Genomic DNA, 22,798 nt, shown 5'->3' with positions numbered 1-22,798 from the left:
GCGTCGACCACCGGTTCGGTGCACACCCCACATCACCCCGACCCCATCGAGGAGCCGCACGCGTGGACATCCTGTCCAAGTACGACAGTCAGCTTGTCGACGCATTCTGGATGACGATCAAGTTGACCGTGTTGTCTGCGATCGGCGCCCTGGTGCTGGGCACCATCCTGGCCGGCATGCGGGTCTCCCCGGTCCCGGTGGCGCGCTGGTTGGCCACGACGTACGTGACCATCTTTCGCAACACCCCGTTGACCCTGATCATCTTGTTCACCTCGTTCGGCCTCTACCAGGCCCTCGGCGTCGCCCTGGCGCCGAAGGACTCACGAAACTTCATCGTCGACAACAATTTTCGCCTGGCTGTTCTCGGACTGGCCTGCTACACAGCTGCTTTCGTCTGTGAATCGATCCGGTCGGGGATCAACACGGTGAACGTGGGCCAGGCCGAGGCCGGCCGCTCGTTGGGGTTGACCTTTGGCCAGAACCTGCGATTGGTGGTCCTGCCGCAGGCATTCCGGTCCACCATCGCGCCACTGGGCAGCGTCGCCATCGCGCTGACCAAGAACACCACCGTCGCCTCGGTGATCGGCGTCGCGGAAGCGTCGCTGCTGATGAAGTCGATGATCGAGAACGAGGCGGCGATCTTCGTCATCGGCGCCATCTTCGCGTTCGGGTTCGTGGTGTTGACCCTGCCGACCGGGCTGCTGTTCGGCTACCTGAGCAGGCGACTGGAGGTGTCCCGATGAGCTCATCAGTCCTCTACGACGCGCCAGGCCCACGGGCCAGGCGCCGCAACCTGATCCTGTCAGTGCTGGTGGCCCTTGTGGTCGCGGCGCTGGTGATCATGGTGCTGGGCGCCCTGGCCGACAAGGATCAGCTGACCTCGGAGAAGTGGAAACCGTTCATCGAGTCCACCACCTGGACAACGTATCTGCTGCCAGGCATTCGAGGAACGGTTGTGGCGGCGGCCTTCTCGATCGTCTTTGCCTTGATCCTGGGACTGGTACTCGGTGTGGCGCGAATGTCGCAACGCCGCGCGATCCGACTGGTGGCCGGGGCCATCGTGGAGTTGTTCCGAGCGATCCCCGTGTTGATCCTGATGATCTTCACCTATCAGCTGTACTCGCAGTATCAGGTGTTCCAGCCTGGTTTCCTCGCGGTGGCGGCTGTGGTCACCGGCCTGACGCTCTACAACGGTTCGGTCATCGCCGAGATCGTGCGTTCCGGTGTCATGTCCCTGCCCCGAGGCCAGTCCGAGGCGGCGGTCGCTCTCGGTTTGCGCCCGAACCAGGTGATGCGGATGATCCTGCTGCCTCAGGCGGTGACGGTGATGATGCCGTCCATCATCGCGCAAATGGTGGTGGCACTGAAGGACTCGGCGTTGGGGTACGTCATCACCTACATCGAGGTTGTCCGCTCGGGACAGCAGGTGGGGTCGTTCTACGGCAACTACCTGCCGGCGCTGATCGTGGTCGCTGCGATCATGATCGTGCTCAACTCGCTGCTGAGCCTGCTGGCCACCCTTCTGGAACGCAAATTGCGTGGAACGCGGTCCACCGGTAGCCGGCCAGCAGTCGAACCGGCGGTTCCCGTCGTCTGATCCGTCGGATCACACGGCGTCGCCGCGACGTTCGGCGATGGCGGAGGTGGCCAGCTCGAACGCCAAAGAGTGGGTGAACCCGCGGCGGACCAGCATCGCCACCAGTCGGCGCAGATGACGATCCCGTTCACCGGCATCGATCAGTTTCTCCACCGCGATGGTGCCCACCTTGCGCGACACCAGTTCGGCGGCGCGCTGTCGTTCCTCGGCATCGTCGATCCCGCGCAGCGCCTCCTCCGCGATCGACGGATCGATTCCTTTGGTGCGCAACTCGTGTCGCAGTGCCTGCCGACCGCGCCCGCTATGACGATGGCGCGAGGTGACCCACTGCTCGGCGAATTCGCGATCGTCGACGAGATCGAGCTCTTCGAGACGGAGCAGCGTGGACTCCACCTCCTCAGGGGTGAAGTCCTTGTCGAGCAGCCGTTGACGGAGTTCGGCCCGGCTACGGGCACGCACACCCAACAGGCGAAGTGCGCTGTCGAATGGGTGAGGTCCAGCAGTCTCGCGACCACGACCCGACCCGCGACGACTCCCACCCGACTCTGGTGCCGGATGGCCGGAAACCGACCCCGCCGCCGTCGGGGCGACCGACGACGGCGGAGCGGCTGCTTTGTCTGGACGGGTCAAGATTTCCCGAGTTGCTGCGGCCAACCTGGCCACGGTCTGTTCGTCGGCGATTGCAGCGTCGTTGCCCGACATGACGATCCGATCAGAAGTCGACCGGGGCCGGCGCGACGGCGTCCTCACCGGTGGTCAGTACGGCGCCGATGCCGAGCTTCTCCTTGATCTTCTTCTCGATCTCGTCGCGGACGTCGACGTTCTCCAGCAGGAACTTACGTGCGTTCTCCTTGCCCTGGCCGAGCTGGTCACCCTCGTAGGTGAACCACGACCCCGACTTGCGGATGAACCCCTCGTTGACGCCGAGATCGATCAGCGAGCCTTCCTTGCTGATGCCGTGGCCGTAGAGGATGTCGAACTCGGCCTGCTTGAACGGCGGCGCGACCTTGTTCTTGACCACCTTCACGCGAGTGCGGTTACCCACCGCGTCGGTGCCGTCCTTGAGGGTCTCGATGCGGCGGATGTCCAGGCGGACCGAGGCATAGAACTTGAGCGCCTTACCGCCGGTGGTGGTCTCGGGTGAGCCGAACATGACGCCGATCTTCTCGCGCAGCTGGTTGATGAAGATGACAGTGGTCCCGGAGTTGCTCATGGCGCCGGTGATCTTGCGCAGCGCCTGACTCATCAGCCGCGCCTGCAGACCGACGTGGCTGTCACCCATCTCGCCCTCGATCTCGGCGCGGGGCACCAGCGCAGCCACCGAGTCGACGACCAAGATGTCCAACGCGCCAGAACGGATCAGCATGTCAGCGATCTCCAACGCCTGCTCACCGGTGTCGGGCTGGGAGACCAGCAGGGCGTCGGTGTCGACGCCGAGCTTCTTGGCGTAGTCGGGATCGAGGGCGTGCTCGGCGTCGATGAAGGCAGCGATACCACCGTTGGCCTGAGCGTTGGCCACCGCGTGCAGGGCGACGGTGGTCTTACCGGACGACTCCGGACCATAGATTTCGATCACGCGGCCCCGCGGCAGGCCGCCGATACCCAGAGCGACGTCGAGGGCGATCGAACCGGTCGGGATCACCTCGATGGGAGCGCGGGCCTCCTCACCCAGACGCATGACCGAGCCCTTGCCGAAGTTCTTGTCGATCTGCGCAAGCGCCAGGTCGAGCGCCTTGTCGCGGTCCTGTTGTGCAGCAGCCATGGGTTCCTCCAGTGTCGTCGCCGATCGGTCGGCGTACATGGACCGATCGAGATCGGCGGTGGTCGCACCGATGCGAGATCGGTACTGATCGTGACCGGACATCGTCGGGCGATCGCCGGTGAGACTGACGCTAGACACGACCTCTGACATGGGGCCTCGACCCGAGCAACAGGTTGTGGATGGCCACCTTCTGTGGATCGAGGTCGCCGCCGGGGTCAGCGGTGGTGCCGAGCGATTCCCACAATAGACGAACACCTGTTCGACGCAAGGAGGCACGCCGGGACACGCCGGGCGGATCCGTTCACCACCGTTCCCGCGGAACGTCGAAGTCGCGGCACAGCGCCTGCCACACCGCCTTGGGGTCCACCCCGTCGTCGAGCGCGGCGGCCGCCGTGCGCCCGCCGAGATCGACGATGACGTGGTCACGCAACATGGAATCGGCAGTGCGCGAGCCGAACTCGGCGTGCATCAACTCGGTGAACTCGGTCAGTCGCATCGTCTCCAGCCTAGCGCGCACGCCCGCGATGGCGTTCGGGTGCCGCGATCGTCGATGGCCAGGTCAGCTCGTGGGACCCACGGTCACCACCGCCGACACCACCGCCTCGGCGCAGGCCACCGGATCGACCACATCGTGCGCTGTGGATGCAGCCGCTCGTGCCGCTCGCGCGAAGTAGGGGTCGTCGAGTACCCGCCGACAGGCCTGGCGGAGGTTGGGAACCGTCACCGGCCGCACCACCACGCCACTGCCCTGCCGAGCCACCCGGTTGGCGAGTTCCCACTGATCGCCGCCACCGGGCACGGTGACCACCGGCACCCCGGCTCGCAGGGTCTTGGCCAACATGCCGTGCCCGCCACCGCAGATCACCAGGTCGGCGTGACGCAGCAGGATGTCTTGGCGCCCCGACCCGACCGTCACCCACGACGGTGTCGCCTCCGGGTCCACGACGTCAGCGGTGTCCAGTGCCGACACCACCACCCGGACTGCCCGTCCGGTCACATCCGGATCCAGAGCAGTGATCGCGGTGGCCACCATGCCTTCGGCACCGGTCACCGCGGTCGACGGCGCGATGACGACCAGCGGACCGGGGCCCGACGGCACGTCGAACCGTTCGGTGGTGGGTTCCCACAGCAGCGGGCCGATGACGTGGGCGGTCGCCGGCCAGTCCGGCCGCGGCACCTCCAGCGCGGGCAGGGTTGCGAGGAATCGCGCGGCCGGACCCGACCCCACCGCGGGAAGACCGATGCCGCATCGCGCCACCGCCCGTTGGCGCTCCCCCTGCGCCAGCGACCGCGCGGTGGCCGCCCGCATCAGCCGGTCCCGCAGGCGTCCGCGCCGGCTCACCCCGGCGGCTAGGCCACTACCGATGGGCGGCAGACCACGCGAGGGCTGATACAGCGGATGCGGGGACAACTCGATCCAGGGCACCCCAAGCCGTTCGGCCGCCCACCCGCCACACACCGTGATGACATCACAGATGACCAGATCGACTGCTGCAGCAGCCAATTCGGGTTGCAACGTGATGCACATCCGCGCGGCGCGAGCACTCAGCTTCGCCCCGGCATCACCGTCGTCGTCATCATCGGTGGCGTCGAGCCCAGGCAGCTCCCGCACGGTGACCAACCGATCGGTGGCGAGGACATCCTCGCCGCCGGCAATTCGGCGCTCCCAGACGGCGATCCAGTCGCGACCGGTGAACACCACCACCGACCATCCGGTCGCGGCGAAGATCCGCGCCATCGCGAGCGCAGGGATCGCATGGCCCGCATCCGACCCGGCGACGACGGCCAGCCGTCGCGGCTCGGTGGCCGACCCGGGAACGTTCAGGCCTGCTCGGGACGCTTGTTCAGATCCGCCGCAGCAGAGTCGATCTGCGGAGCCGCAGTGGTGCCACCGACCTGCTTCTGCATGCCCGCGCGGATCTGTTCGAGACGTGAATGCCCGGCCATCTGGGTGGTGGCCTGTTGGACCTCCATCATGCGTCCGCCCACACTGTTGCGGGAGAGCTCAGCCGAGCCGAGTGCGGTGGCGTAACGACGCTCGATCTTCTCGCGGACCTGTTCCAGGTTGGGGGTGTTACCCGGCGCAGCCAGCTCGTTCATCTGGTTCAGCGACGCGCTGACCTGCTCTTGCATCTTGGCCTGCTCGAGCTGGCTGAGCAGCTTGGTGCGTTCGGCGAGCTTCTGTTGCAGCATCATCGAGTTCTGTTCGACGGCCTGCTTGGCCTGCGCAGCGGCCTGCAGCGACTGGTCGTGGAGCTGCTTGAGGTCTTCGATGCCCTGCTCGGCGGTGACCAGCTGGGCGGCGAAAGCCTCGGCGGCATTGGTGTACTCGGTCGCTTTCGCGGTGTCTCCGGCCGCGGCCGCCTGATCGGCCAGGGTGATGGCCTGCCGGGTGTTCGCGTCGAGTTGCTCGACCGTCTCCAGCTGACGATTGAGCTTCATCTCCAGCTGACGCTGGTTACCGATGACCGCAGCCGCCTGCTGTGACAGCGCCTGATGCTGACGCTGAGCGTCTTCGATGGCCTGCTGGATCTGGATCTTGGGATCGGCCTTCTCGTCGATGGTGGCGTTTCCCCAGGCCATAATGTAGCGCCAGGCCTTCACGAATGGATTAGCCATGGTGTGTTCGATCTCCCGATTCCGTCGTCATGGGTGGCAGTCCGGCGACCGCGTCAGCCTACGCGTCGTCGATCTGACCAATCTATCCCGTCGACCCGCTGTCGGTCGCCTGTACGCGCAGCCACCTCGGTGTGCCCAGGGCGCAATTCGAACACCATGACCCTGTTCGCACGCCGAGACCGGCGTACGCATGGTGCATGGACAGCCCGAGATGACCACAACCGTGCGACGAGCGGTCTCAGGCGGCTGAGAGCACTGCGACCCGAGCCGCGGCGGGCGGGTCGGCCGGTGCCGGGATGACCACGCGGGTGTTCTCGTCGATGACGGTGCGACCGGGTGCCGGGGTACGCATCGCCGATCCGACGTCACACAGCACCACACCCAGGTCGACCTCCAGTGCGCCGCAGATGGCGGCCAACAGCTCGCTGGATGCTTCCTTCTGTCCGCGTTCGATCTCCGAGAGGTAGCCCAGGCTGACCCGCGCCACTCCCGAGACCTCACGCAGGGTGCGTCCCTGGCCGATCCGGACCTGACGCAGCCGGTCACCGAGAGCCTCACGCAAGAGTGCAGCCATGTCCGTCCTCCTCTAGTCCTCTCAGATCAACGCTGTGAGCATCTGATCGGTTCCCGCCGATGGACCGACGCCCGCCCGACGCAGATCAGTGGTGACGGCGAGTCAGGGCTGCGGGCTGCGACGCAGACGGACCGCCTGCCAGAGGTAGTCCACGCCCGTGACGATGGTGGCCACCAGGGCCGCTGCCATCACCGACAGCGACAGCCAGTCCAACCAGTGCGGCAGCGGCAGCACATACAGACCGATGGCGATCGACTGCAGCAGGGTCTTGAGCTTGCCGCCGCGGCTGGCGGCGATCACCCCGTGCCGGATCACCCAGAACCGGAGCACGGTGACACCGACCTCGCGGAACAGGATCACCACGGTGATCCACCACGGCAGGTCACCCAGCACCGACAGTCCGATCAACGCTGCGCCCATCAGCGCTTTGTCGGCGATGGGATCGGCGATCTTGCCGAAGTCGGTGATCAGGCCACGCGAGCGGGCGATGCGACCGTCATAGCGGTCGGTGATCGCGGCGACCGCGAACACCACCCACGCGGTGATCCGCCACTGCACCTGGTGACCATCGCCGGCGAAGAGGGCGAGGAGGAATACGGGCACCAGCGCGATCCGGAACATCGTCAAGACGTTGGCGAGGTTCATCAGGGGCACTGTGGTGGCCGCCACGCCCGGACGAGCTGACGAGGGTGGGACGGACGCGGGCCGTGACGGAGCAGACGCCCCCGCCGGGTGGTCACCGGACGGGGTCACGGCGTCGGACAGCCGGTCCGTCACCGAACCGGACGTTCGTGTCGCGCATCCCCAGAACATCCCACGATGGTGAGGATATCGCGCGAATGGTGAGCTGCAGCACCCGCGGTACATCGCTCCGGCCCGACACGCCCCATGCAGCCACTCGGAGGTCGGATCCCCGACGCCCACCCACTGATCCGGTGGAGGGTGCCGAGACCGATAGTCTGCTGTGCATGGTCGGCGGTGAGACACACGAACCCACCGATGCGCACGCCGACCCAAAGGCGGCGACATCGGCTGTGATCATCCGCCGTGCACGGACCTCGGACGTGCCACAGATCAAGGGCCTGATCGACCAGTACGCGGGCCGGATCCTGTTGGAGAAGAACCTTGTCACCCTCTACGAGGCCGTGCAGGAGTTCTGGGTGGCCGAGTCGGCAGACACCGTCATCGGATGCGGCGCGCTCCATGTGTTGTGGGCCGATCTCGGTGAGGTGCGCACCGTCGCGGTCGACACCGCCCATGCTGGCCGCGGTGTCGGACACCAGATCGTGGCCCGGTTGCTCGACGTTGCCCGAGAACTGCAGCTGACCAGGGTGTTCGTGCTCACCTTCGAGACCGAGTTCTTCGGCCGTCACGGGTTCGCTGAGATCGAGGGAACCCCGGTCACCGCCGAGGTGTACGAAGAGATGTGCCGCTCGTATGACGCCGGTGTCGCGGAGTTCTTGGACCTCAGCTACGTCAAACCCAACACACTGGGCAACACCCGGATGTTGGCGGTGTTGCACGACCGGGCCGAATGACCCGAACCCACACCATGGCAGGAGACATCACATGCCCGTGTTCGCCGTCGAGTACCACTACGACCCGGACCTCGCCGGGGTCCGCGACGAACATCGACCAGCGCACCGGGCGTGGCTGGCCGACCTGGTCGCCGCGGGTACCGTGCTCGAGTCCGGACCCTATCCGGACGGATCCGGAGCGCTGCTGCTGTTCACCGGCACCGACATCGACGACGTCACCACGGTGTTGGCGAACGATCCGTTCGCTGCGGCCGGCGCCATCGCCGACACCCGTGTGACCGAGTGGAGACCGATCATGGGGCCGTTCACCGGCCGAGGCTGACGCCCCGGCCGGTGCAGGTGTCCCGGCCGGTCAGGAGTCCGAAGGGCCCGAGTCTCTGGGCTGGCTGGGGACACGGGTGGCCGCGTCACTGTCGCCGATCGCCGACCCCGGTGCGCCGGTCGTGTCCGCTCCCGACCCGGCCGACACCTCTGCGACCGCTTCGGCCTTCCTCGCGTCCGACCGAGACTTGATGAGACTGGCCACGGTAGTGATGATCAACACGCCCAGGATCACACTCAGCGACAGACCCGTGGAGATCTCGGGCACCTTCACCTTCTCGCCGTTGTTGATGAACGAGAGCGTGTTCTCGTGCAAGGCGTGCAGGACCAGCTTGACGCCGATGAAGCCAAGGATGATCGACAACCCGTAGGACAGGTACACCAGCTTGTCGAGGAGACCGTCGAGCAGGAAGAACAGCTGCCGCAGCCCCATCAGCGCGAACGCGTTCGCGGTGAAGACGATGTAGGGCTCCTCGGTCAGACCGTAGATGGCCGGGATGGAGTCGAGCGCGAAGAGGATGTCGGTGAAACCGATCATGATGAGCACCAACAACATCGGCGTGGCAAACCGCTTGCCCTTGATCCGGGTGAACAGTTTGTCGCCGTTGTACTCGTCGGTGGTGCGCAGGAACTTCTTCACGAAGGCCTGCAGCCGGTCTTCCTTCTCTTCTTCGGCCTCCTCCTCGTGTCCGGCTTCCCGCACCAGCTTCACTGCGGTGTAGATCAGGAAGGCGCCGAACAGATAGAACACCCAGCTGTAGGCGTTGATCGCCGCTGCACCCAGGGCGATGAAGATGCCTCGCATGACGATGGCCATCACTATGCCCAGCAGGAGCACTTTCTGCTGGTACTGCCGAGGCACTGCGAACCGCGCCATGATCACCACGAATACGAACAGGTTGTCGACTGACAACGCCTTCTCGGTGACGAACCCCGCGTAGTACTCGCCGCCGTACTGTCCGCCCCACTTCCACCAGATGAAGCCACCGAAGAGCAGGGCGATGCCGATGTAGAACGCCGACCAGAACCCCGATTCCTTCAGCGTCGGTTCATGGGGCACCCGCACGTGGGCGAAGAAGTCGAACACGAACAAACCCAGGATCACCGCAATGGTGACCAACCAGACCGTCAAGGTCACATCCACAAGAACCGTCCTCCAGCTGTCCTACACGGGCGCCAGAGGTCTCTCCCACCTGCAACAAAGCAGGCCGACACCCCGGAACTCTGCCGCTGCTGACGATGGCGTCAGCGCAACAGCGAACGTATTGACGAGAATGCCGCGACCGGGATACTCCCCTCGTGAGCTCCCCTGAGCGTATAGACGCATCCACGGACTCGCCATCGCTGCAGCTCACCGGGGGTAGACCGGGACCAGCATCGAATCGGGATGGTGCCGTGGGAGGCTTCCGTGCGCCTCAGTCAGCGGGACCTGAGCTGTCCTCGTGCGACACCGCGGCCGCCGTGCGCGCGTCGTAGGACGATTTGATCAGGCTGGCCACGGTGGTGATCACCAGCACGCCCAAGATCACGCTCAGTGACAATCCGGTGGAGATCTTCGGGAGGTCGACGGCTTGGCCACCGTTGATGAAGGACAGCGTGTTCTTCTGCAGTGCGTGGAACAACAGCTTGACGCCGATGAATCCGAGGATGATCGACAACCCGTAGGACAGGTACACCAGCCGATCCAACAAGCCGTCGAGCAGGAAGAACAGCTGCCGTAGCCCCATCAGCGCGAACGCGTTCGCGGCGAAGACGATGTAGGGCTCCTCGGTGAGACCGTAGATGGCCGGGACCGAATCGAGTGCGAACAGCAGGTCGGTGAAGCCGATCATGATGAGCACCAACAACATCGGCGTGGCAAACCGCTTGCCCTTGATCCGGGTGAACAGTTTGTCGCCGTGATATTCGTCGGTGGTCGGCACGAACCTGTTGACGAAGGGGATCAGCTTGTCCTCGCGACCGGCTTCGGCCTCCTCCTCGTGTCCGGCCTCCCGCACCAGCTTCACCGCGGTGTAGATCAAGAAAGCGCCGAACAGATAGAACACCCAGCTGTAGGCGTTGATCGCCGCCGCCCCCACCGCGATGAAGACACCGCGCATGACGATCGCCATGGCGATGCCCAGCAGCAACACCTTCTGCTGGTACTGCCGAGGCACTGCGAACCGCGCCATGATGACGACGAACACGAACAGGTTGTCCACCGACAATGCCTTCTCGGTGACGAACCCCGCGTAGTACTCGCCGCCGTACTGTCCACCCCACTTCCACCAGATGAAGCCACCGAACACCAGGGCGATGATGACGTAGAACGCCGACCAGAACCCCGATTCCTTCAGCGTCGGCTCATGCGGCACCCGCACATGGGCGAAGTAGTCGAACACGAACAACCCGCCGATGATCACCAGGGTCACGATCCACACCGTGAGCGACACGTTCATGTGTCACATCATCCATGGGTGCCGACGGTCGGCGCGACGCGAGCCGGTTTCGGTTGCGCAACAGTCCGTTGCGCATCATTCCGATGAGGTCGCGACACCACCGTTGATCGAGGCGATCACACCGGCCAGATCCTCCGGCTTGACCAGGACCTCACGAGCCTTGGAGCCCTCGCTCGGTCCGACGACCCCTCGGGTCTCCATCAGATCCATCAGGCGCCCAGCCTTGGCGAACCCCACCCGGAGCTTGCGCTGCAACATCGAGGTCGACCCGAACTGACTGCTGACGACCAACTCGATGGCCTGCAACAGGTCGTCGAGATCGCCTCCGATGTCGCCGTCGATGTCCTTGGAGTCCGAGACCTTCTGCGCGGTGACGCCCTCCTGGTACTGCGGGTCGCCCTGCTCTTTGGCGAACTCGACCACCGCCGAGATCTCCTCGTCGGTGATGAAAGCGCCCTGCATGCGGATGGGTCGGTTGGCGCCCATCGGGATGAACAGCCCGTCGCCCATACCGATCAGCTTCTCCGCACCCGGCTGATCGAGGATGACGCGCGAGTCGGTCAGCGAGGACGTCGCGAAGGCCAGGCGCGAGGGCACGTTGGTCTTGATCAGACCGGTGACGACATCGACCGACGGGCGCTGCGTGGCCAGCACCAGATGGATGCCGGCCGCGCGGGCCTTCTGGGTGATGCGGACGATCGCGTCCTCGACGTCCTTCGGCGCGGTCATCATCAGGTCGGCGAGCTCGTCGACGATGGCCAGGATGTACGGGTAGGGCCGATAGACCCGCTCGGACCCCAGCGGCGTGGTGATCTCGCCGGAACGCACCTTGGCGTTGAAGTCGTCGATGTGACGGACCCGCGAGGCCTTCATGTCCTGGTAACGCTGCTCCATCTCCTCGACCAGCCAGGCCAATGCGGCGGCGGCCTTTTTCGGCTGGGTGATGATCGGGGTGATGAGGTGAGGGATGCCCTCATACGGGGTGAGCTCCACCATCTTCGGATCGATCAGGATCATCCGCACGTCGTCGGGCGTGGCGCGGGTCAGCAGCGACACCAGCATCGAGTTGACGAAACTCGACTTGCCCGAGCCGGTGGACCCGGCCACCAGCAGGTGCGGCATCTTGGCCAGGTTGGCACTGACGAAGTCGCCTTCGATGTCCTTACCCAGACCGATCACCAAGGGGTGACTGTCTTTTCGCGTGGACGGATCCTTGAGCACATCGGCCAGCCGCACCATCTCGCGGTCGGAGTTGGGCACCTCGATACCCACTGCGGACTTGCCCGGGATGGGGGCGAGCAGTCGCACGTTGTCGGTGGCCGCGGCGTAGGCGATGTTGCGGGCCAGCGCGGTGATCTTCTCCACCTTCACACCCGGACCCAGTTCCACCTCGTAGCGGGTCACGGTCGGGCCTCGGGTGAACCCGGTGACTGCGGCATCGATCTTGAACTGTTCGAGAACCGCGGTGATCCGGTCGATCATGTCGTCGTTGGCGGCACTGCCGAGCTTGGGTGGATCACCGTCGATGAGCAGTGACGCCGGCGGCAGCCGATAGTCACCCTCCACGGCACGGTCGACCAGTCCGTCGGTGTCAGACACTTCCGATGTCGAGGGGCGGGGAGCCGCGGCCGCGGATACGGGGCTGCGCCGGGACCGAGTGGAGGTACTCCGGCCGATGACCTCGGTGGTGTTGTCCGAGCCGGACCTGTCGGCGCGCGGAATCGCGGTGCTGGTCGAGGCCGATGCCTCGGTGTCGTCGGTGAACAACGGTTCGGTCAACGCATCGCCGGCGCGAACGCCCGACCGGGATGCTGATGCGACCGGCTCGTCCGGTGGGTAGTTGAGATACCGGGAGTCAGCGGCGGTCGAACGCGCCGAGGGCGACATCGTCGGCGGCAGATCCCAATCGTCGACATCGACGTCTGCTGCGCGGTCGCCGGCGTCGATGTGCCGATCTCGTAGCGGGCCTCCGAAGTCCAGGTCGTCGTCGCCAAAACGAGGTGTGTGCCGGGTCACCCCGAAGTAGTGGGCGGCTGCCGACCACGCGTCACGAACCGTCATCCGCAACGCGAGCAGGACACCGAACACCAAGCACAGCACCAGGATCGGAACCGACACCCACGCACTGAGCCCGGAGGTGAGCGGCCCCGCCGCGGCGAAACCGAGGAAACCGGCGGCGCTCAACCGATCGTCGAAGGTCGTCGGCGATCCGGCGATCAGGTGCATGATCCCCAGGATCGGTACCCCGATCAGCAGGCTTGCCGCCACGTGGCGGCCGCGCTGCGCCGGGTTGGCTCCGCGGCGCATCAAGGTGATGGCCAGGGCGACCAGCGCCACGGGGACCGCCAGCGCCCCCGAGCCGACCAGGGCACGCAACGTCGTGTCGACGAAGGCCCCGATGGGACCGGCCGCCGAGAACCACACCCCGGCCGCCGAGATCACCGCGAACGCGATGAGCGCCAGCGCCACGCCGTCACGACCGTGACCGTGCTCGCCGCGCACCTCGCCGGTGTTCGTCACTCGACCACCTGTCGACTCGTCGTCGGCGTCATCGTTCTCCGAATCCCAGCCATCCAGGACGGCGTCGTAGCGATCGTCATCACGATCTGCACTGCTCCCCGAGGGACCGGCACCCAACCGAACCACCGATCCCACACCACGCGCGGCCAGCAGCCACGTGGCACCGAGCCCGTGTCCCAGGCCCGTGAGCACCGACCGCCGCGGCGCGCCCTGCCCGGCAGCGGAGGTCCGTTCGGCCGTCTTCTTCGGGGCGGCCTTCCTCGGGGTCGACTTCTTCTGCGCGGTCGTCTTCTGCGTTGTCTTCGTTTGGGCCGCCTTCGTTCGGGCGGTCTTGGAGGGGGCTGATTTCTTGGGGGCGGCCGCACGCGTGGACCGGGTTCGCGCAGATGACCCGCCGCGCGCCGAGGGTGCGGAACGGGCGGTGGACGCGGTGGAACCACGCCCCGACGACTGAGGACTCATCGCTCAACCATAAACCGCATGAGTCACTCCGGCCTCGTCCACCTCACCGGTCACACTGGTGCCGATGCTGTTTCGTGACCATCGACTTCAGCAGCAGGCTCGCCTCAGCGCTTGGTCCCCTGCCGAACCGACAGCACGGTCGGCACAATCATCGGACGACGGCGGTACTTGTCGGCCACCCACTTACCCACCGACCGCCGGATGACCTGCGCGATGCGGTGGGTGTCGGTGACTCCTTCGGCGGCCAGGTCGCCGACCGCACGGTGCACCAGATCGGCGGCATCCTTGAGCGCGGCCGGGTCGTCGGAGAATCCGCGTCCGGAAACCTCAGGGGTGCTGACCAGCCGGCCGTCGGCGGCGTCGATGACCACGGTGATGGCGATGAAACCGCCCTCCCCGAGCACCAGACGCTCGGACAGGGTCGAGTCGCCGACGTCACCGACCGACAGACCATCGACGTAGACGTAGCCCACCGGGACCCGCCCGACGATGCTCGCCTGCCCGTCGACGAGGTCGACCACCACACCGTCCTCGGCGATGACCACCCGATCCGAAGGCACCCCGGTCGCCTCGGCCAGCGCAGCGTTGGCCCGCAGATGACGCCACTCGCCGTGCACCGGCATCGCGTTGGCCGGACGCACCGCGTTGTAGAGGTAGAGCAACTCCCCCGCCGACGCGTGACCGGACACATGCACCTTGGCGCTCTGCTGGGTGACCACGGTGGCACCTAGCTTGGCCAACCCGTTGACGACCGCGAACACGGAGTTCTCGTTGCCCGGGATGAGAGAGGACGCCAGGATCACCAGATCGTCGGCGTGGATGTTGATCTGACGGTGTTCGCCGCGCGCCATCCGCGACAGGGCCGAGAGCGGCTCACCCTGGGACCCGGTGGAGACCAGCACCACCCGATGATCGGGAAGCGTTGCCGCAGTGTCCATGTCGACCACGATGCCGTCGGGGACGTTGAGGTACCCGAGTTCTTGCGCGATCTGCATGTTGCGCACCATCGAGCGGCCGATGAAACACACCCGCCGGTCGTGGGCGGCAGCAACGTCGACGACCTGCTGGATGCGATGCACGTGGCTGGCGAACGAGGCCACGATCACACGTTGACGGGCCTTGCCGATCACCGTGTCCAAGACGCCACCGATGTTGCGTTCGGGCATCACGAACCCCGGCACCTCGGCGTTGGTGGAGTCGACGAGGAACAGGTCCACGCCCTCGTCGCCGAGCCGACTGAAGCCGGCCAGATCGGTGAGGCGACCATCGAGCGGCAGCTGGTCGAGCTTGATGTCGCCGGTGTGCAGCACCACCCCGGCGGGGGTGCGGATGGCCACCGCGATCGCGTCGGGGATGGAGTGGTTCACCGCGAAGTACTCCAGCGCGAACGGACCGTGCTCGGTCTTCTCCCCCTCGCTCACCTGGACCAGCGTGGGCCGCAGACGATGTTCGCGACACTTGGCGGCCAGCAGCGCCAGGGTGAAGCGCGACCCGACCACCGGGATGTCGCCGCGTAGCCGCAGCAGGAACGGAACCGCGCCGATGTGGTCCTCGTGGCCGTGGGTCAAGACGATCGCCTCGACGTCGTCCATTCGGTCCTCGATGTAGCGGAAGTCCGGGAGGATCAGGTCGACACCGGGTTGCTGGTCCTCGGGGAAGAGGACACCACAGTCGACGATCAGCAGCTTGCCGCCGAACTCGAAAACGGTCATGTTGCGCCCGATCTCGCCGATACCGCCGAGGGCGACGACTCGTAAACCGTTGCGCGGCAACTTCGCCGGAGGTCCCAGCCGATCGGTGGCGTCGCCGACAGGCTGCGAGGACACCTGCGGACGTCGATCGCGGCTCGGCGCCTCACGTCCCGCGCCCTTCTTGGCTGCGCTGCGGCCGCGCGACTTGGACCCACCGGAAGTCGACTTCGCGGGAGCGGAGGCCGGGTTCGTCGGTACCGAACTCGACGGCGCCTCGACGGTCGGGGTCGGGGCGGTTGGGGTCTGGGCGGTGGCGGCGGCCGAATCCGGTTGGGCCGCAGGGGCCACCGGCTCGACGAAAGCGGGTGCCGCAGGGGTCGGCTCGGGCGCACCGGTGCCACGGGTGGCGCGGCGGCGGCGGCGAGGTCGGCTCGACTCGGTCACGAGATCACCTGCGCGGCACGCAGATCGGCGGTCAGGGCGGCGATGTCAGCCGGATTGGCAGGCACCTGCGGCAGGCGCGGCGCCCCGACATCGAGTCCGATGATCCCCAGTGCGGCCTTGGCCATCGTCACTCCACCCAACCGCCCCATCGCCGTCACCAGCGGGAGCATCGACACATTGATTCCGCGTGCACGCTCGAGGTCGCCCGCCTCGACCGCCTCGACCAACTCGACCAACCGATCTGGGACCACGTGGCCGATCACCGAGACCACTCCCACCGCCCCGACCGACAACCACGGCAGGTTCAGTCCGTCGTCACCGGACAGGTATTGCAGGTCGGTGGAGGCGATCAGCTCGGCACCCTCAGCCAGGTCACCTTTGGCGTCTTTGACCCCAGCGATGTTCGGATGCGCGGCCAGCCGGATCAAGGTGTCCCTTTCGATCGGGATCACCGAGCGCGGTGGGATGTCGTAGAGCAGGACCGGCAGGTCGGTGGCGTCGGCCACCGCCTCGAAATGCGCAGCGACCCCCGACTGCGGCGGCCGGGAGTAGTACGGGGTGACCACCAGCAGGCCGTGCGCACCGCACGCGGCCACCTCGCGGGCGTAGGTGACGCTGGCTGCGGTGTCGTAGGTGCCGCAGCCCTGGGTGATCTTGGCCCGATCCCCCACCGCCTCCAGCACGGCGCTCAGCAGGGTGAGCTGTTCAGCCTTCGTCGTCGTCGGCGTCTCACCGGTGGTCCCCGAGACCACGATGCCGTCGCAGCCCTTGTCGACGAGGTGGGTGGCGACGTCGACCGCACGCGCCGTGTCCAGCGAACCGTCCGCAGCGAAGGGGGTCACCATCGCCACGCTGACTCGCCCGAACGGGTGACTCCCGTGGTGGGTCTGCGGAGTGCTCATGGGGCAACACGCTACCGCCCCGATCAGCCCTCGATGACAAAGGGCGAGGTGGCGACCTCGGTGCCGTCGGCCAGGGTACCGATCTCGAAGTCGCCGAAAACGGTGGGCGCGACGTCGGTCAGTTGCCGCAGACATTCGATGGCGAGCTGGCGGATCTCGACGTCGGCGTGCTCGGTGGCGCGCATGCCCACGAAGTGTCGCCACGCGCGGAAGTTGCCACTGACCACGATCCGGGTCTCGGTGGCGTTGGGCAGCACCGACCGGGCGGCTTGACGAGCCTGTTTGCGACGCAGGATCGCGTTGGGAACGTCGGCGAAGCGGTTCTCCAGCGCTGCGAGCAGTTCCACGTAGGCCGCACGGGAGGCGTCGGTGGCGGCGACGAACAGTTCCTCGAGCTCTGGGTCGCCGTTGATCGCCGGCGGACACACCACGTTGGAGTCGTGCTCGGGAACGAACCGTTGCGACAGCTGCGAGTAGGAGAAGTGCCGGTGCCGGATCAGCTCATGGGTGCACGAACGTGAGATCCCGGTGATGTAAAAGGTGACCGAGGCGTGCTCGAGCAGCGACAGATGGCCCACCTCGAGGATGTGTCGCAGATAGGCCGCGTTGGTCGCCGTCCGTGGATTGGGTTTGTCCCAGCTCTGGTAGCAGGCGCGCCCGGCGAACTCCACCAGTGCCTCGCCGCCGTCGACATCGGTCGACCAGTCGACATCAGCCGGCGGATCGAACGTGGTGTGCGCAACCATCCGCACGTGCAGCGGCACCAACTGCGACACCGGTGGACTCCTTCTTGGTGGGATCTGGCGGTTGCGTCCCTAGGTGACCATGACCGGTCGCCGTCTGGGCCGCAGTCCGATTGTCGCGCGCGCCCACCGGGCGCCGACAGTCGACCCGCTCGATCACCACGCAGGCGCTGGGAACGTCAGATGAACACCAGATGAAGCAACTCCGCCGAACGCGACCCGGATTGGCCCAGAGCGTGCCGGGAATGTTGACTGATCATGTGTCTGACCTCACTGCGATGCCGCCCACTCCCGCCGATGATGACGCCCTCGATCGTCCGGGGCTTGATCCCGGCGGGGACATCTCGCGACGCGCCGTCCTGCGGGCCGGTGCCGTGGGCGCCGTCGGGCTGTCGGCGGCGGGCCTGGTGTCCACCGCCGCGACAGCATCAGCCGCGCCCACCCGGACCCCGGTGTTCGTGCACGGCGTCGCCTCCGGTGACCCCACTCATGAGCGCGTCATCCTGTGGACCCGCATCACCCCCACCCCGGACGTCACCGCCGGGTCGGGCCGCGGTCTCGCCACCAGCGTCCGCTGGGAGGTGGCACCGGAGAGCGGTTTCGCCACGATAGTCACCTCGGGCACCGTGACCACCGGACCCGACCGGGATCACACGGTGAAGGTCGACGTCGGCGGGCTGTCCCCGGCCACTCGGTACCTCTATCGGTTCACCGTCCTCGACGGTCCAGCCGCCGGCGCAGTGTCGCCCACCGGACACACCAAGACCGTCGTCACCCCGGACAGCGCTTTGGGCACGCTACGTCTGGGCGTGGTGTCGTGTTCGAACTGGGAGGCCGGCTACTTCAGCGCCTACCGCCACCTCGCCGATCAGCCCGACCTCGATGCGATCGTGCACCTGGGTGACTACATCTACGAGTACAAGGTGGGCGAGTTCGCCGGGAAGTTCGGCGTGGTACGCCCGCACGAGCCGCGCCACGAGATCATCTCGTTGCAGGACTACCGGATTCGGCACGGGCAGTACAAGACCGACCCCGATCTCGCGCGCCTGCACGCCAAGCTCCCGTGGATCACCACCTGGGATGACCACGAGTCGGCCAACGACTCCTACAAGTCCGGCGCCCAGAACCACAACCCGGGCGAAGGCGACTGGCGCGCCCGGAAAGCCAACTCCGAGCAGGCCTACTACGAGTGGATGCCGGTGCGCCCGGCCGTCGACGAGAACGGGCGACACATCTATCGGCGGTTCCGGTTCGGCACGTTGGCCGAGCTGTCGATGCTGGATCTGCGCACCTACCGGGACCGTCAGGTCGGGGCCACCTCGGCGACGATCGACGACCCGCGACGGTCGATCACCGGTGCGGGACAGATGAAGTGGCTCGAGACAGGGCTGGCCACCTCGCCCACCCGCTGGCAGATCGTGGGCAACCCGGTGATGATCACGCCGGTGCTGATTCCCCCGTTGGAGCCCACGATGGCCCGCGGGCTGACCGAGCTACTGGGCCTGCCCGCAGGCGGGGTGACCTTCAACGCCGACGCGTGGGACGGCTACACGATGGATCGCAAGCGTCTGCTCGACACCATCCGCACGCAGAAGATCGACAACGTCGTGTTCATCACCGGCGACATCCACACCTCTTGGGCCGCAGACGTTCCCGTCGATCCCGCGAACTACCCCGCCGCAGGCACCGTTGCCACCGAACTGGTCGGCACGTCGGTCACCTCCAAGAACATCGACGACTTCATCAGGGTGCCGGAGCACTCGGTGACCGGGGTGGTACCCGCGGCGATCCGGGCGGCCAACAACCACGTCAAGTTCATGGACCCCGATGCGCACGGCTATTCGGTGCTCACCGTCACCCCGGCGGCCACCCAGATGGACTGGTACTTCGTGCGCGAGAAGACCGATCCTCGCACCGGGCAGTACCGCGGCGCATCGTTTCGGGTGCCCGACGGAGTGCCCCGAGTTCAACCGGTGAACCGCGCGGCCCGCTGACCTCGCGAGCCGGCACCCCGTCGCGCGGTCACCTCAACGACCGACGCGTCGCAGCGGGTCGGCGAGATCGCCGCGATCACCGATGTCGAGTCGATCGCATCCCAGCCACTGCGCCATGCGGGTGAGGTCGGTGTGCAGCCGGTCGGCCACATGGGTGCGATCCACCCCGACCTCCGCCCACGCCCCCAGCACCTGCAGAGTCCCGGTGGCCGTGTCGGATCTGAGATCTACTCGGGCACACATGGATTCGTCAAGAAGGTACGGGAACACGTAGTAGCCGTACTGCCGCTTGGGCTCGGGCACGTAGATCTCGATGCGGTAGTGCATGCCGAACGTCCGCTGCAGCCGGGGACGGAAGAACGTCATCGAGTCGAACGGTGAGAGCAGCGCCGAGCGCGTCACCCGTCGCGGGTGTCTGGCGGTCGGGTCGAGGTAAGCCGGCCGATCCCACCCGTCGACCGTCACACGTTCGACCGCAGCGGTGTTCACGAGATCGGCGAGCACCGCCCGCGTCTGCGCGATCGGCAGGCGGTAATAGTCACCCAGGTCCATCTCGGTGGCCACCCCGAGGGCGCGAATCGCCTTTCTCAACAGCGCGGGAATCGCTTCGTCCTGCGGTACCTGTCGTTCGGCGACGGTGGAACCGAGGATGTCGGCGGGCAGACCGTAATGCCGAAGGAATCCCGAGCGCCGCAGCGCCGCGAGCTCGCCGACGGCGAACAGCGCTTCGCAGACGTTCTTCACATCACTTCGGTCCCACCAGGTCCCGCGACGACTCGGCGAGGATCGCCCCAGCGTCGTCTCCAGTGCGCGGCTGGTCGACGGCCCCAGGTCGGCGACGGCGGCCAGGATGTCGCGGCTGAGGCGGCGACCGTCGGCGGTGTCGAAAGCGAAACGGTGGTACCGGTGTTCACGTCGGCTCGCCATCCGCCACCCGAACAGCGGCCAGTCCTCGACCGGGATCAGGGCGGCCTCATGCGCCCAGTACTCGGTGAGCAGGCGGGGTGCACGAGGGGTCGGTTCCCACGCGGCGCGATGCAGCAGGTCGACATCGTAGGGCCCGAGTCGGCTGAACAGCGGCATGTAGTGGCTGCGGACCGCGACACTGACCGAGTCCATCTGGATCAGCGCGACGCGATCGACCACCCGCTTCAGGTGTGCACGGGTGGGCGCAGCCGCGGGCGGCGGATCAGCGAAACCCTGGGCCGCCAACATGATCCGACGCGCCTGTGCCGCCGACAGGGTCGAGGTCATCGACGACGCGTCAGATCTCGATACCGGTAGCGCATGCCTGTGGTGGAGGTGGCCCACTCGCCGATGGAGCAATCCCATTCGTCATCGAGGTCGGGCGCGTGAGCATCGGCGTCTGCGACCACGGTGTCGATGTCGGTGATCCACAGGTGATCGGCGAACGGCAGTGCTGCCGCATAGATCTGTGACCCCCCCATGACGATCACCGTGTCCTGCGGGTCGATCCGCAAAGCGGCGGAGAGATCATGGGCGACCTCGGCGCCCGGGGCGCTCCAGCGCACGTCCCGGGTGAGCACGATGTTGCGGCGATCGGGCAGGGGACGAAACCGGACCGGCAGCGACTCCCAGGTCCGGCGGCCCATCACGACGCGGTGACCGCGGGTGAGTTCACGAAATCGTTTCTGGTCCTCGGGAACTCGCCACGGAATGGTGTTGTCGCGGCCCACCGCACCGTTGCGGTCCTGAGCCCAGATCAACGCCACCGTCATACTGCGACCGGGGCCGAGATCGCCGGGTGGTGCTGGTAGCCCACTACGGAGATGTCGTCGTAGGTGTAGTCGAAGATCGAATCGCGCTGCGCGAGTTCCACTGTCGGGTAGGCGAAGGGCTCCCGGGACAGTTGCAGCCGCACCTGGTCGATGTGGTTGTCGTAGATGTGGCAGTCGCCGCCGGTCCAGACGAAGTCGCCGACGGCGAGTCCCGCTTGCGCGGCCATCATGTGGGTCAGCAGCGCGTACGAGGCGATGTTGAACGGCACCCCGAGGAACAGATCAGCGCTGCGCTGATACAGCTGGCACGAGAGCTTTTCGTCGGCGACATAGAACTGGAAGAACACGTGACACGGCGGCAGAGCCATCTGCGGGATCTCTCCCACGTTCCACGCCGAGACGATGTTGCGACGCGAGTCGGGATCAGACCGCAGAAGCGCCAACGCATTCGAGATCTGGTCGATGTGGTCACCCGAGGGCGTGGGCCAGCTGCGCCACTGGACCCCATAGACCGGGCCGAGATCGCCGGAGGGGTCGGCCCACTCGTCCCAGATCGTCACCCCGCGCTCCTGCAGCCACCGCACGTTCGAGTCACCGCGCAGAAACCACAGCAGTTCGTAGAACACCGACTTCACGTGGACCCGTTTGGTGGTGATCAGAGGGAACCCGGCCGCCAGGTCGTAGCGGAGCTGATGACCGAACACGCTTCGAGTCCCGGTGCCGGTACGGTCGGCCTTGGGGGTCCCGGTCTCCAGCACCAGCCGCAGCAGGTCCTCATACGGGGTGGCGATGGCATCTGCGGACGAGGTCACGCCCCGAGTCTAGGTTCTCGAGCACTCCACCATAGCGGGACCCCGCGGGGTGTGGCCGCTGACGCGATGTCGATCCAGCACCGCCGCATCAGTCCATCAACACCGCGGCGAGCACCGAGCCGAGCTCTCGACAGGCGGCGAGATCTGGTGCCCGCGGCGGGCCGGACACGATCACGTCGGCCGCCCCGCGTTCCCACCCGAGTCCGGTGGTGATGGTCTCGATCGCCCGCACCGCGCCCTCGGGGCCTTCGTTGCCATGCAAGAACACCCCGAACGACCGCCCGCGCGTGGCGTCGAGAATCGGATAGTACGCGCAGTCGAAGGCATGTTTGAGGGCACCGGAGATGTATCCGAGGTTGACCGGGCTGCCCAGCACATAGGCATCGGCGTCGAGGAAATCAGACGCGGTGGTCGACAGGGCCGGGCGGACGGTCACGTCGACCCCGGTGATCTCGGTGTCGCGCGCGCCCGCGCACACCGCCTCCAACATCGCCTGACAGTGTGGCGACGGGGTGTGATGCACGACGAGCAACCTGGCCACGACGTCGCCTCCTTTCCGACCCGCTCAGACTACGGAATCGATACGTTTCGGTCACCGATCCACCTGTGGCGGCGATCGGCAGTTCCGGTTTGGCACGATGC

Annotated in this window: 22 protein-coding genes; 5 read left to right on the top strand and 17 right to left on the bottom strand. The window is 66.5% G+C overall.

The genetic code is table 11. The annotated features are described in order from the left end of the window. The first annotated feature begins 62 nt into the window (after window positions 1-62). Window positions 63-743 carry an amino acid ABC transporter permease gene (locus KIK15_RS14075; RefSeq protein WP_214245359.1) on the top strand — a complete coding sequence of 227 codons (681 nt, stop codon included), beginning with the start codon at window positions 63-65 and terminating at the stop codon, window positions 741-743. Beyond that, window positions 740-1,597, top strand: a complete 858-nt coding sequence (locus KIK15_RS14070) for an amino acid ABC transporter permease (RefSeq protein ID WP_214245358.1) — start codon at window positions 740-742, stop codon at window positions 1,595-1,597. The genes KIK15_RS14075 and KIK15_RS14070 overlap by 4 nt, the downstream gene beginning before the upstream one ends. Window positions 1,598-1,606: 9 nt before the next feature. On the opposite strand, the gene KIK15_RS18925 is transcribed toward KIK15_RS14070, so the two are convergent. The 7 genes from KIK15_RS18925 to pgsA form a co-directional block, all read right to left on the bottom strand. After that, complete coding sequence (locus KIK15_RS18925) at window positions 1,607-2,299, bottom strand: regulatory protein RecX (RefSeq protein WP_214245357.1); 693 nt, start codon at window positions 2,297-2,299, stop codon at window positions 1,607-1,609. Between the two features lie 10 nt (window positions 2,300-2,309). Continuing rightward, entirely contained in the window at window positions 2,310-3,359 is a 1,050-nt protein-coding gene (recA, locus tag KIK15_RS14060) for a recombinase RecA (protein WP_214245634.1), read from the bottom strand. 301 nt (window positions 3,360-3,660) lie between these two features. Continuing rightward, entirely contained in the window at window positions 3,661-3,855 is a 195-nt protein-coding gene (locus KIK15_RS14055; RefSeq protein ID WP_214245356.1) for a DUF3046 domain-containing protein, read from the bottom strand. A 63-nt stretch (window positions 3,856-3,918) separates the two neighbouring features. Continuing rightward, entirely contained in the window at window positions 3,919-5,097 is a 1,179-nt protein-coding gene (locus tag KIK15_RS14050; protein ID WP_214245355.1) for a glycosyltransferase, read from the bottom strand. 83 nt (window positions 5,098-5,180) lie between these two features. Next, a complete protein-coding gene (locus KIK15_RS14045; RefSeq protein ID WP_214245354.1) occupies window positions 5,181-5,978 on the bottom strand; it encodes a PspA/IM30 family protein in 798 nt (265 codons plus the stop codon). A gap of 238 nt (window positions 5,979-6,216) precedes the next feature. Continuing rightward, on the bottom strand, window positions 6,217-6,552 hold the full coding sequence (locus tag KIK15_RS14040) for a helix-turn-helix domain-containing protein (RefSeq protein WP_214245353.1): 336 nt from the start codon (window positions 6,550-6,552) through the stop codon (window positions 6,217-6,219). A 102-nt stretch (window positions 6,553-6,654) separates the two neighbouring features. Further along, window positions 6,655-7,197, bottom strand: coding sequence for a CDP-diacylglycerol--glycerol-3-phosphate 3-phosphatidyltransferase (gene pgsA / locus KIK15_RS14035; protein WP_250324683.1), 543 nt, complete (start codon window positions 7,195-7,197; stop codon window positions 6,655-6,657). A 323-nt stretch (window positions 7,198-7,520) separates the two neighbouring features. On the opposite strand from pgsA, the gene KIK15_RS14030 reads away from it, so the two are divergent. Both KIK15_RS14030 and KIK15_RS14025 read left to right on the top strand, forming a co-directional pair. After that, window positions 7,521-8,090, top strand: a complete 570-nt coding sequence (locus KIK15_RS14030; protein ID WP_214245351.1) for an amino-acid N-acetyltransferase — start codon at window positions 7,521-7,523, stop codon at window positions 8,088-8,090. Between the two features lie 31 nt (window positions 8,091-8,121). Beyond that, window positions 8,122-8,412 carry a YciI family protein gene (locus KIK15_RS14025; RefSeq protein ID WP_214245350.1) on the top strand — a complete coding sequence of 97 codons (291 nt, stop codon included), beginning with the start codon at window positions 8,122-8,124 and terminating at the stop codon, window positions 8,410-8,412. 30 nt (window positions 8,413-8,442) lie between these two features. Here KIK15_RS14025 and KIK15_RS14020 read toward each other — a convergent pair whose 3' ends face one another. From KIK15_RS14020 to thyX, 6 genes are all read right to left on the bottom strand, one after another. Then, window positions 8,443-9,555, bottom strand: a complete 1,113-nt coding sequence (locus KIK15_RS14020; protein ID WP_214245349.1) for a TerC family protein — start codon at window positions 9,553-9,555, stop codon at window positions 8,443-8,445. Window positions 9,556-9,826: 271 nt separating this feature from the next. After that, complete coding sequence (locus KIK15_RS14015) at window positions 9,827-10,849, bottom strand: TerC family protein (protein WP_214245348.1); 1,023 nt, start codon at window positions 10,847-10,849, stop codon at window positions 9,827-9,829. Window positions 10,850-10,924: 75 nt separating this feature from the next. Beyond that, window positions 10,925-13,831, bottom strand: coding sequence for a DNA translocase FtsK (locus KIK15_RS14010; protein WP_214245347.1), 2,907 nt, complete (start codon window positions 13,829-13,831; stop codon window positions 10,925-10,927). A 104-nt stretch (window positions 13,832-13,935) separates the two neighbouring features. Next, complete coding sequence (locus tag KIK15_RS14005) at window positions 13,936-15,966, bottom strand: ribonuclease J (RefSeq protein ID WP_214245346.1); 2,031 nt, start codon at window positions 15,964-15,966, stop codon at window positions 13,936-13,938. Then, window positions 15,963-16,868 (bottom strand): 4-hydroxy-tetrahydrodipicolinate synthase, encoded by a 906-nt coding sequence (gene dapA, locus KIK15_RS14000; protein WP_214245345.1) that lies wholly within the window; start codon window positions 16,866-16,868, stop codon window positions 15,963-15,965. Before dapA ends, KIK15_RS14005 begins: the two co-directional genes overlap by 4 nt. Window positions 16,869-16,891: 23 nt before the next feature. Next, entirely contained in the window at window positions 16,892-17,644 is a 753-nt protein-coding gene (gene thyX / locus KIK15_RS13995) for an FAD-dependent thymidylate synthase (protein ID WP_214245344.1), read from the bottom strand. Window positions 17,645-17,856: 212 nt separating this feature from the next. Here thyX and KIK15_RS13990 point away from each other — a divergent pair, with 212 nt between their 5' ends. Continuing rightward, window positions 17,857-19,605, top strand: a complete 1,749-nt coding sequence (locus tag KIK15_RS13990; protein ID WP_250324682.1) for an alkaline phosphatase — start codon at window positions 17,857-17,859, stop codon at window positions 19,603-19,605. A gap of 33 nt (window positions 19,606-19,638) precedes the next feature. Here the strand turns inward: KIK15_RS13990 and KIK15_RS13985 are convergent, their stop codons facing one another. The 4 genes from KIK15_RS13985 to KIK15_RS13970 all read right to left on the bottom strand — a co-directional run bounded on the left by KIK15_RS13985 (window position 19,639) and on the right by KIK15_RS13970 (window position 22,697). Then, on the bottom strand, window positions 19,639-20,859 hold the full coding sequence (locus tag KIK15_RS13985) for a winged helix-turn-helix domain-containing protein (RefSeq protein ID WP_214245343.1): 1,221 nt from the start codon (window positions 20,857-20,859) through the stop codon (window positions 19,639-19,641). Then, window positions 20,856-21,344, bottom strand: a complete 489-nt coding sequence (locus KIK15_RS13980; protein ID WP_214245342.1) for a dihydrofolate reductase — start codon at window positions 21,342-21,344, stop codon at window positions 20,856-20,858. Before KIK15_RS13980 ends, KIK15_RS13985 begins: the two co-directional genes overlap by 4 nt. Then, on the bottom strand, window positions 21,341-22,156 hold the full coding sequence (locus tag KIK15_RS13975; protein WP_307851894.1) for a thymidylate synthase: 816 nt from the start codon (window positions 22,154-22,156) through the stop codon (window positions 21,341-21,343). Before KIK15_RS13975 ends, KIK15_RS13980 begins: the two co-directional genes overlap by 4 nt. An 88-nt stretch (window positions 22,157-22,244) precedes the next feature. Next, window positions 22,245-22,697, bottom strand: coding sequence for a flavodoxin family protein (locus tag KIK15_RS13970; RefSeq protein ID WP_214245341.1), 453 nt, complete (start codon window positions 22,695-22,697; stop codon window positions 22,245-22,247). Between the last annotated feature and the right edge of the window lie 101 nt (window positions 22,698-22,798).

Origin of the sequence: Williamsia sp. CHRR-6, from assembly GCF_018474015.1 — a bacterium.
In the GTDB taxonomy this organism is placed as follows: Bacteria; Actinomycetota; Actinomycetes; order Mycobacteriales; family Mycobacteriaceae; genus Williamsia_A.
Note: the sequence above shows the minus strand (reverse complement) of the source record. Positions and strands in the feature narration are given on the sequence as shown.